We start from the raw sequence: 10,480 nt of genomic DNA, 5'->3' as shown, positions 1-10,480 counted from the left end.
AGGAGACTATGGCTGTAGACTATTGACAAAAAAACCTTCGTATGTTATGGAAGCTTATACCCTTCAATTAAACCGGATGACATCTTCTGTCTTACTCAGGTGAGAGGTATCTCCATTCAGTTCCATCACCCACTGTTTTTCTTGGCGCACTAGTTTAACTAAACAGCACAAGGATGCTTTAATGTCTTGTGTGGCACCGACTAGTCCCTGAGTGGTTCCAACTACTGATGGTCCGTGACCAACCAGTAGTAAGTCTTCTGAAAATTGAGCGGTGATACGTTGTGCAGTTTCACCTGTTCGTTTCAGTAAAGCAACACTTGTTTCTGGATATTCAGGGATTACACAGGAAGTATAACTGGTGTCAATTCGCTGAAACTGCTTGTGCAATACTTCATTAGGCAGTCTTTCTGGTTCAGTTGCCATCCACTCAGGATTGAGCCATTCACTTAAACCCAACTCTAGCTTAATGGGTAAATCCAGAATTTCTGCGACTTGGTTAGCCGTTTGGACAGTTCGTAAAAACGGTGAGGCGAATATATGCCGAATTCCTTTTCCTACAAGGCGTTGACCCAGTTGCGCTGCTTGCAGTTCACCATCTATTGAAAGGGGTGGATCATAGGGTCGCTCTGCCTTGTTGAACCATTCGGGGTTAACAAAGTCAAGGCGGTTTCCGTGTCTGGCAATCCAAACAGTTTGGGTCATGTTACCTTACACCCTCTTCGGGAATTTAGTTAAGTTATGTTAATTTTATGAAAATGATTTAACTGGAATCCCACAAAGCTTATCATCTGGTTTGGAAAACCAGCAGGGTCTGCTTTAATTTTCTTAATTTAAATCTCACTGATAACGCCATCGAATTCAATGAAAACCGCTCAGGACTCTACAGATTTAGTTCGTACCTATTTAAAGGAAATTGGTCGTGTACCATTACTGACCCATGAGCAGGAAATTTCTTACGGGAAAAAGGTTAAGCAGTTAACAACCTTAAAGGAAGTCAAAGAGTCCCTTGTCCAACAGCTGGGTCGTGAACCTACGTTTTCTGAGTGGGCAACAGCATCTTGCCTAACGGATTCTCAGTTAAAGTCTAGCATCGCTGTTGGTGAATCCGCTAAACGCAAGATGGTGGAAGCCAATTTGCGATTGGTGGTGGCAGTGGCAAAGAAATACATTAAGCGTAATCTCGAGTTGCTGGACTTGATTCAAGAGGGAACCATCGGCTTGCAGCGGGGTGTAGAAAAATTTGACCCTACCAAAGGCTATCGTTTTTCTACCTACGCCTACTGGTGGATAAGGCAGGCAATTACTCGTGCGATCGCAGAAAAAGGGCGCACGATTCGCCTTCCTATCCATATTACTGAGAAGTTAAACAAAATCAAAAAAGCCCAGCGCCAACTTTCCCAAAAGCTGGGACGAACAGCTACTATCTCAGAATTGGCAATTGAGTTGAACCTCACACCTGATCAATTGCGAGAGTACTTCGAGCAAGCACGTCAACCCCTCTCTTTGGAGTTGCGAGTGGGGGATAACAAAGATACAGAATTGGTTGAGTTGCTCGAAGACACCGGTCCTGGACCAGAAGACTTTGTGAATCAATCGTTAATGCAGCTAGACTTAGAGAAATTCATGGATGATTTGACACCGCAGCAGAGGCAGGTGTTGAGACTCCGTTATGGCTTGGCAGAGGTCGAACCGATGACATTAGCCAAAATTGGTCAACACCTCAACATCAGCCGTGAACGAGTGCGACAAATCGAACGAGAAGCGATCGCTAAACTTCGTAAGCGTCAAGGGGATATGCGGGAATATATCCCAGCTAGTTAATTTGTGCTGAGTCGGTTTAGTCATGAGTCATGAGTCATGAGTCATGACTCATGACTCACAATCACCAATGACTAATGACCAATAGGTGAGAAAATCAGATCCTAGATGGTTCGGTTCCACCCACTTTGCCATGGTCATTTGCCTGTTAAAGTAATTAGAAATACGAAGCAGTAGAGCTAAACAGATAAACATCATCATTGGCTGCCGACTCTAGTAGAAAAACCGGAATTAGCCATCGCTAGGAGGTAAAACGGTGAATAACGCATCCAATCCCAATCATGTTCCTGAGTTCTTTGATAAAGATTCTGACAATAATTTACTCTGGCAGTATGTTCAATCGATGAGTCCAGAAACCATTACCCAGCTGTCTAGACCAACGTCTTCGGAAGTCTATCAGGTGATGGAAAACAATATTATGGGAATGTTGGGAAACTTGCCTTCCCAAGACTTTGGTGTAACTATCAGTACTAGCCGTGAGAATCTAGGTCGCCTTTTGGCTTCAGCCATGGTTAGCGGCTATTTCCTTAGGAACGCTGAACAACGTATGGTTTTTGACAAATCTTTGCAAATAGCTGAATCTCAATCTGTGGAGGAAAATTAGTCAAACCTTGGCCTAAAAGGGCTGAATCTATAGATTTTTGAGAGAAAATGCCCAATCGAATATCGGCAGACATCACCTGAGTCTGTCGGTTTCCATTATTGAGGAACAAAGAAGATCACTCTTGGACTGGTATGCCAGAGCTGGTCGAGATTTACCTTGGCGACGAAGTTGGGAACCCTATAGCATCTGGGTGTCTGAAATTATGCTACAGCAGACCCAGGTCAAAACGGTCATTCCCTACTATCACCGCTGGATGGAGCAATTTCCCACCCTCGAACATCTAGCATCTGCTGACTTACAGCAAGTCCTCAAAGCTTGGGAAGGTCTGGGATATTACTCCCGTGCTCGCAACTTGCACGCCTGCGCTAAAGTAATTATGCAGTCTCATGGTGGTGTTTTTCCCCAACAGCTGAGTCAGGTCTTAGCATTATCAGGGATTGGTAGAACAACAGCAGGTGGTATTCTCAGCGCTGCCTTCAATCAGCCAGTGGCTATTCTCGATGGTAATGTTAAACGAGTACTAGCACGATTGGTAGCATTGTCGATACCACCTGCCAAAGCCACTCAACAATTATGGAAGCGATCAGAAGCCTTACTGGATCATCAACATCCTCGAGAGTAAAACCTACGGAATAATGGATTTGGGAGCAACTATCTGTACTCGGAAAACTCCCAATTGCCCTGATTGTCCCTGGAAATCTTACTGTCAGGCTTACAATCATGGTATTCAATCTGAAATACCTATGCGAGAACCATCTTCTCCCCTACCCACAAAAAATATCGGTGTTGCTGTAATCTGGAACGACCAGGGACAAATTCTAATCGACCGCCGACCTGCAAAAGGCTTATTGGGTGGTCTTTGGGAGTTTCCTGGTGGCAAAATTGAGCTTGGTGAAACTGTTCCGGAATGTATTAAACGCGAAATTCAGGAAGAATTGGGCATTGAGATTGAGGTTGGTGAACACCTGATCACAATCAATCACGCCTACAGCCACTTTCGTGTTGTGCTAAGTGTACACCACTGTCGCCATCTCAGTGGTGTTCCGCAACCCATTGAATGTGATGAGATTCGCTGGGTCACCTTAGATGAAGTAGATCAGTTCCCCTTCCCCAAAGCCAATACTCAAATTATTGCGGCTTTGCGCTCTCAAGACTGAACAGCGATTACCTGATCGGTTCAACTGCTAAAGCGCTTTCAACCTTCAACCTTGGCCAATAGGCCACGCTACGGGAACAAACTTCAAACTTGGCCAATAGGCCACGCTACGGGAACAAACTTCAACCTTCAACCCCATTTGCTATCGATAAATCGGTAAGGTGAAGTTAAAACAGCTGCCACCCTTGATAGGTGAATCAACCCAAATGCGACCATAGTGGGCACGGATAATCTTTTGACATAGGGCTAAGCCCAACCCATAGCCTTCTATAGCTTCGTCTCGTTTAAGGCGGAAGTGGTCTTCAAAAATGCGATCGCGATTTTCTTGTGGTATACCAGGACCATCATCGCAAACGCTGACTTGAACTTTCTGGGTAGTACGGTGGATGGTAGAGACAGCAATTTTCCCCCCTTTGGGAGTATACTTAATGGCATTATCCAGCAGGTTAATTAGCACCTGACGCACCAATTCTTCATCGCCGTAGACAGGAGGCAAGTCTTGCGGGATGTCGGTTTGCACAAGTTGAGCTTTGAGCTGAAACTGTTCGTGCATCTGAACTAGAACGTCTTGGCAAAGTCTGCCCAAATTCAGTTTATGAGGTCGGATGTTGAATTCAGCATTACTTCCCTTCCTAGCTTGCAGCAGATCCACCACCATCCGGTTGATAGTGCGCAATTGATTACGAGCTTGCTCAAATAGCCGTTCCTTTAGCTGTGGCGTCAGCCCAGGTTTTCTAACATTCTGGGCTACTGGTTGCTCTAGCTGTAGGGTGTCCAACGCAATGGATACTGCTGTCAAAGGACTACGCAAGTCGTGAGCTAACATCGATATGACTTGGTCTTTAAATTGCAGCTGCTCAAGCAATTCTTCTCTATCTTTCTTCAGGCGAAATAGTTCGTCGGATAGTCGAATCAGTTCCAAGGCACAAGCTAGGGAACCAGCTGTCTCTGGTGATGTCTCAGCCGAGGAGTTAGATGAGCGAACAGTTGGTTGTAAAGGGAATCCTTGGGTAAGTTGGGTTTGGTTTTCTTCTATAGAGCGTTGCCAGCGGGGCCACCAGCTCTTCAGCTGGGCAACTAGATTACTACCTGCAAGGGTTTGTTTGGGTTTCGGATTAATCTTAATCAGTGCTGGGGTTGCTACTAGCTTAAAATGTTCAGCTAGATAGGGTTGTTCCCCAACATCCACAACCTTTAGTTCAAAGGGATACTCTGTCTTGAGAGTTTCCAGATAATGGTGGATAGACTGGAGCTGTTTACGGGAACCGGGACGTTCATCGACAAACAGCAGCAGTTGTAGAAAGGTTGGGGAGTTCGTGTGTGTTTGTGTAGCTGCCTGCATGCAATTTGGTGTTAGCACTCTTAACCAATAAGGCTGGAATAAGACTAAGATTTGTTATTTTTTGTTGGTGATGTGTGCTTCCTTACAATTTAATATCTATTTTATTATTTTATAGTCTCGGTACTAACCAGCCCTTTTCTGCCACTTTCCCGGTCTATTTGAGACTAAAATCTTAAAATAATGTAACATTATCGCGGATTGCGTCAGTTCTCCTTTAAAAACCTATCCACGGCTGCTACTTGATCATGGCTATTGGCTACGTTGCTCTTGTCCTTCACGCCCATTTACCGTTTGTTAGGCATCCAGAAAGTGATTATGTTCTAGAAGAAGAGTGGCTATTTGAAGCCATTACTGAAACCTATATTCCCCTACTACATGTTTTTGAGGGATTAAAGCGGGATGGGATTGACTTCAAAATAACCATGAGTATGACACCAACTTTAGTGTCAATGCTACGGGATCCACTACTACAAGAACGTTATGAGCGCCATCTGTCACTGCTCGAAGAACTAGCCAAGAAGGAGGTTGAGCATAATCAGCATAATGGTCATATCCGTTACCTAGCCCAACATTATGTTCAAGAGTTCAGCACTATTCGCCAAACATGGATACACTATGAAAGGGATTTAGTCAAGGGATTTAAAAAATTTTTAGACAGTAATAACCTGGAAATTATCACCTGCGGTGCTACCCATGGCTATTTTCCTCTGATGAAGATGTATCCCCAAGCAGTTTGGGCTCAAATTCGGGTGGCTTGTGAACATTATGAGCAAAACTTTGGCTGTCCGCCCAAGGGCATCTGGTTACCGGAATGCGCTTACTACGAAGGGATGGAGGAGATGCTAGCAGATGCTGGTTTGCGCTATTTTATGATGGATAGTCATGGTATTCTCTACGCTCGTCCCCGACCACGTTTTGGTACCTATGCCCCCATTTATACTGAGACAGGAGTTGCTGCATTTGGTCGTGACCATGAGTCATCCCAGCAGGTGTGGTCCTCGGAAGTCGGGTATCCAGGGGATCCAGTATATCGGGAATTTTACAAGGATTTAGGCTGGGAAGCAGATTATAATTACATTAAACCTTATATTATGCCCCATGGAAAGCGGAAGAATACGGGTATAAAGTATCACAAAATTACAGACCGTGGTACAGGATTAGGGGAAAAGCAACTGTATGATCCGTATTGGGCAAAAGACAAAGCTGCGGAACATGCTGGAAATTTCATGTTTAATCGCCAGCAGCAGGTTAAACATCTAGCAGCAATAATAGAGCGTTCTCCAATTGTGGTGTCTCCCTATGACGCAGAGTTATTTGGTCACTGGTGGTACGAAGGTCCTTGGTTTCTGGATGTCTTGCTCCGTAAGTCGTGGTATGACCAGAACACCTATGAAATGACTCATTTGGCAGATTATTTGCGGAATCATCCGATCCAACAAGTCTGTAAGCCTTCTCAATCTAGCTGGGGGTATCAGGGGTTCCATGAATACTGGCTCAATGAAACCAATACCTGGATTTACCCTCATCTGCACAAAGCCACAGAACGGATGATTGAGCTGTCAAAGTTGGAAGCTACAGACGAGTTGGAGTGGAAGGCATTAAATCAAGCAGCGCGAGAGTTACTACTAGCGCAATCGTCAGACTGGGCATTTATTATGCGCACCGAGACAATGGTTCCTTATGCAGTTAGACGAACGCGATCGCATTTGATGCGGTTTAATAAGCTTTACGATGATATCAAGCTGGGCAAGATTGATGCAGGCTGGCTGGAGAAGGTCGAGGAGATTGACAATATCTTTCCCAAGATTAACTATCGCGTTTATCGTCGAGTTTGAATTATCCCCACACAATCGTTGGAAGATACAAGAAGATACAATAGTGAACGTTCCCTAAGCCAATCAAAATCCATGACGCCTTCTGAGTTAGATACTCCTCCCCAGGAAAGTTTGGATACTCTCAAAGACCCTGAGACCTATCTCGACGAGGTACCTAATGATGTCGAGATGTCTCTGTTCGACCATTTAGAGGAGTTGCGAAAGCGGATTTTTTACTCGCTGATTGCTGTATTTTTGTCCATGGCTGGCTGCTTTGTCGCAGTTAAGCCGATTGTTCAGTTGCTGGAAATTCCAGCTAGGGGGGTCAAGTTTCTGCAACTGGCTCCAGGGGAATACTTTTTTGTGTCCTTGAAAGTGGCTGGCTATAGTGGCTTACTGGTGGCTAGTCCTTTTATTCTTTACCAAATCCTTCTATTTGTTTTACCAGGGTTGACTCGCCGGGAGCGACGCTTCATTGGACCTGTGGTTTTAGGCTCAACGGTTCTGTTTTTCCTAGGCTTGGTATTTGCCTACATTGCTCTAATTCCTGCTGCTCTGAATTTCTTTATCAGTTACGGAGCAGATGTAGTAGAGCAGTTGTGGTCAATTGATAAGTATTTTGAATTTGTCTTACTGTTGATGTTTAGTACTGGCTTGGCATTTCAAATCCCAGTTATTCAAATGTTACTGGGATTTTTGGGAATTGTTTCTTCCAAGCAAATGCTTTCTGGTTGGCGCACGGTTGTCCTAGGAGCAGCTATCTTGGGAGCAGTGCTGACTCCTTCGACAGATCCTCTCACTCAAAGTTTACTGGGGGGTGCTGTACTTGGTCTATATTTTGGTGGGATTGGAATGGTGAAGTTGGTCGGCAAATAATATTAAGTCAGGTTAATCAACCCGCTATCAAAACTACCATCGGGCTATTGAATGTTGGCTACAAATACCTTCTGGGAATAGGGAATAGGGAATAGTAGTCTAATTACCAATGACCAATTACTAACTAACTAACTATCTTTAGCATTATTGTCGCTAATTCATCATAGTAATAAGTCATGGCACAATCATGACTTATTACTATTGAGAAACAGATAATAAATGCTCTTTGTTACAAGTTGATGCTAATTTTAATTTCCCTTATGCTGAAAGCTTTACTGGGAATTACTTTAACAGTTAAAAAAACTGTTTATAAAGTCAAATAATTGCCCAGTAAGGCGATAATTGATTTGGGCGGTTATTTAGCATAATATCTATGGAAGAGCCATTATCAATGTATGTAAAAACGTAGCCTACTAAAGATAATTACTATTAGTAAACTGTGTCCCTTTAACGCCAATCCTCCCAATTTTGATTAAAAATGGACGTGTCTGGGAAAGCGGTGGGATTACCGTTTTTTTCTAACTGCTGGCGTAGAGCTTGGAGTTGGGTTTGTTGGAAGAGGGGTTCTTGTACAAGCTGGTAAGGTGCTATCCCAGTTTCTAAGGAAAAAGCAGCGGTTGTACCAGCAGCAGCACCGGATGACCATTCAAAGGAATGCACGCGATAAGCAGCAGCGGCAATGTGACTGGTAGCAATACTTTTACCTGCTACTAATAGGTTGTCAATTTTCTGGGGAATTATCGCTCGCAGGGGAATTTGGAACGGATAGGCTTGACCTGCTCCCCGCCGTTCCCCTTGACGCTCGGTGTTTCCTGGGGTTTCTGCTGGACTTAAGGTCATACAAGGATGAAAGTCGATGGCATAGTGACCAATACCCACAGAATCAGGATAGATAGTAGAGCGACTGCGTTGGCTGACTTGATCTGGCTGGATTTTACCTTGAATCACAGAGGGTGCTTCTAATCCAGCCAATACTGCCCACAAGCGGCGATATTCGTCTGGTGAGAGAGTCTGCCGATAATACTCATCCTGGTAGTCACGGCGGGAAATATCCACTTCAGATATAGTAAAGCCTTGAGGATAGCCAAAGGAAGGGCGTCCAATAATCCGCCTTCCTTCCCTGATATAGGGATACTTAGACAACCCATGCATTGTCCCCATCGGAGAATCTAACCCGGTTAGATAGCGGTGATTGGGATGAGGCTCTTTTACCCCATCCCCAAGCTGGGAGTCGGTAGTCCCTGCCACTAGCCAATAGTAATAACCGAGAGCATTTTCTTCTCCTTTCCGTAGACTTTCCGTGCGCAAGCCTCCCATCCAGCCACCAGGAGCCAGTTGACCACTGGTTCGTAATTGGCGACGGGTGTACACTAGATTATCTTCTGAAGTGCCAGGACGATAATCATTACCCCATGTCCAGTTTTGCATGGAAATATCTCCTGGAGTAGGAGCAGTAACCCCCCATCGGATCCGTTTACCCCGCTTAGAACTCCAAATTCGCCGATAGGTGAATACTCCTTCAAAGTCCGCTAGCCGTTGTAATTCATAGCTGTAGTAGGGTTGGTATTGCGGGTAAAACGAAGGCATTTCTTGGGTTTGAGGCTCCTTGGTTTGCTCCATGGCAAAGGTGTAGGTAAAGCCTTGGGTGCAATAGGGGTCGTCAGTAGCACTAGATGCGGAAGGGTTTAGGTAGGAGCGGGAGTCAATCCCCAACTGGTAGGGAACGTCAGCTAGGGCAATAATTTCACCAGTTTCTGTTGCGTCGATAATATACCAATTAGAACTATTGTCTTGGGTCTGTTGGGGGACAATGCGCAAAATGCTTTTCTCAAAGCGGGAGGAATTCTCGTAGCTATACCAATCTTCAATGGTTTGAGATAGGGGAAAAGTGTTCAGGCCAGGAGCATCAGCAGTACTTTTGTGTTGAATAGCAATCACACTGTCAATAGTTTTGCCATCGGCGCTAATCTCTAGTTCCTTAACTACAGTAGAGGGAAACCATTTTAATCTCCCTTTTCCCCGTTTGGCCGCCTTTCGTAAAATATTAAACAGGATTTGGTGAGCATCACGGGGTAGAAAACAGGATTCACTTACCCAGCAGTCCCCAGGATTGAGTTGACGGTAGTAGCGTTTGATGCGATCGCGTAATTCTAGATAGCCCTTAGGATAGAATAAACGCGATCGCTGAGTGGGTCGTTCATCCAGAGCAGAGGTTCCCTGGGCAGAAATTTGTCCCCCTACCCAGTCGGTAATCTCAGTCAAGCACACCGTTTGCCCTGCCAATAAGCCTTCATAGGCAGCCGCCGCACCAGCCAATCCACCTCCAATCACTAAGATTTCACACGATTCGGTTTGGTCTGGAGTTCTAGGGGGAGCTGCTATACCAGGAGATGGAGTAAACCCTAGTAATGATATGAATACGGAAATACGGACAAGCGATCGCTTCATGATTCGGAATAGTCAGTAAAATCTTTGACGATAAATTACCCTAACTTATCAATACTGTCATCTCCCAAACGTTGTATCAATTATGCCATGGCATGTCAAAGCACCCGAAAAATAAACGGATAGCGATAGGGCTGATTAGGATTTTCCAGCACCTTGACTAAGGCAATTATGGACATAATTAGACTGACAAGCCCTAATATAATTAGCAGCGGAATCCCAATAATCACCACAGTCAGTATCAGACAAATCACCCCATATATATAAAGGCAAATGTGAAAATTCAGAGCTTCTTTCGCATTTTCTTTGACCACTGAGTCTTCGGTGACCAAAAAAATGACTATCGGGATGGCAATAGAGACCACCAGAGAGCTAAAAAATATTGAGCCATGACATAACAGTGATAAAAGCTTTCGTTGATCCAT

General features: G+C 44.6%; 8 protein-coding genes and 1 pseudogene. 5 read left to right on the top strand and 4 right to left on the bottom strand.

All coding sequences use genetic code 11. The features are described 5' to 3' along the window. Positions 1–63 precede the first annotated feature (63 nt). Positions 64–702 (bottom strand): histidine phosphatase family protein, encoded by a 639-nt coding sequence (locus F6K37_RS22690; RefSeq protein WP_008189522.1) that lies wholly within the window; start codon positions 700–702, stop codon positions 64–66. Positions 703–861: 159 nt separating this feature from the next. On the opposite strand from F6K37_RS22690, the gene F6K37_RS22685 reads away from it, so the two are divergent. From F6K37_RS22685 to mutY, 3 genes and pseudogenes are all read left to right on the top strand, one after another. After that, entirely contained in the window at positions 862–1,821 is a 960-nt protein-coding gene (locus F6K37_RS22685; protein ID WP_008189520.1) for an RNA polymerase sigma factor, RpoD/SigA family, read from the top strand. 253 nt (positions 1,822–2,074) lie between these two features. Beyond that, entirely contained in the window at positions 2,075–2,422 is a 348-nt protein-coding gene (locus F6K37_RS22680) for a DUF760 domain-containing protein (protein WP_008189517.1), read from the top strand. Positions 2,423–2,504: 82 nt separating this feature from the next. Further along, a pseudogene (gene mutY / locus F6K37_RS45605) lies at positions 2,505–3,579 on the top strand (A/G-specific adenine glycosylase). Positions 3,580–3,720: 141 nt separating this feature from the next. On the opposite strand, the gene F6K37_RS22665 reads toward mutY, so the two are convergent. Further along, on the bottom strand, positions 3,721–4,938 hold the full coding sequence (locus F6K37_RS22665) for a histidine kinase (RefSeq protein WP_438941762.1): 1,218 nt from the start codon (positions 4,936–4,938) through the stop codon (positions 3,721–3,723). Between the two features lie 227 nt (positions 4,939–5,165). Here F6K37_RS22665 and F6K37_RS22660 point away from each other — a divergent pair, with 227 nt between their 5' ends. Together F6K37_RS22660 and tatC are read left to right on the top strand one after the other, a co-directional pair. Then, on the top strand, positions 5,166–6,755 hold the full coding sequence (locus F6K37_RS22660; protein WP_008189510.1) for a glycoside hydrolase family 57 protein: 1,590 nt from the start codon (positions 5,166–5,168) through the stop codon (positions 6,753–6,755). Between the two features lie 72 nt (positions 6,756–6,827). Further along, the gene (tatC, locus tag F6K37_RS22655) at positions 6,828–7,610 is read left to right on the top strand and encodes a twin-arginine translocase subunit TatC (RefSeq protein WP_287252289.1); all 783 of its coding nucleotides are present in this window, start codon (positions 6,828–6,830) and stop codon (positions 7,608–7,610) included. Positions 7,611–8,057: 447 nt separating this feature from the next. Here the strand turns inward: tatC and F6K37_RS22650 are convergent, their stop codons facing one another. Together F6K37_RS22650 and F6K37_RS22645 are read right to left on the bottom strand one after the other, a co-directional pair. Further along, positions 8,058–10,058: an FAD-dependent oxidoreductase gene (locus tag F6K37_RS22650; RefSeq protein ID WP_008189507.1), complete on the bottom strand. Its 2,001-nt coding sequence runs from the start codon at positions 10,056–10,058 to the stop codon at positions 8,058–8,060. A gap of 95 nt (positions 10,059–10,153) precedes the next feature. Beyond that, positions 10,154–10,480, bottom strand: coding sequence for a DUF4870 domain-containing protein (locus F6K37_RS22645; RefSeq protein ID WP_044495225.1), 327 nt, complete (start codon positions 10,478–10,480; stop codon positions 10,154–10,156).

Source organism: Moorena sp. SIO4E2, from assembly GCF_010671945.1.
GTDB lineage: Bacteria > Cyanobacteriota > Cyanobacteriia > Cyanobacteriales > Coleofasciculaceae > Moorena > Moorena producens.
The sequence above is the reverse complement of the archived record's forward strand: the minus strand, read 5'-3'. Positions and strand labels throughout refer to the sequence as shown.

What these genes read in the sequence shown, in the direction of transcription:
- F6K37_RS22650 (WP_008189507.1), bottom strand. Translation starts at nt 10,058, where the DNA reads ATGAAGCGATCGCTTGTCCGTATTTCCGTATTCATATCATTACTAGGG.
- F6K37_RS22645 (WP_044495225.1), bottom strand. Translation starts at nt 10,480, where the DNA reads ATGGATCAACGAAAGCTTTTATCACTGTTATGTCATGGCTCAATATTT.
- F6K37_RS22660 (WP_008189510.1), top strand. Translation starts at nt 5,166, where the DNA reads ATGGCTATTGGCTACGTTGCTCTTGTCCTTCACGCCCATTTACCGTTT.
- F6K37_RS22690 (WP_008189522.1), bottom strand. Translation starts at nt 702, where the DNA reads ATGACCCAAACTGTTTGGATTGCCAGACACGGAAACCGCCTTGACTTT.
- F6K37_RS22685 (WP_008189520.1), top strand. Translation starts at nt 862, where the DNA reads ATGAAAACCGCTCAGGACTCTACAGATTTAGTTCGTACCTATTTAAAG.
- tatC (WP_287252289.1), top strand. Translation starts at nt 6,828, where the DNA reads ATGACGCCTTCTGAGTTAGATACTCCTCCCCAGGAAAGTTTGGATACT.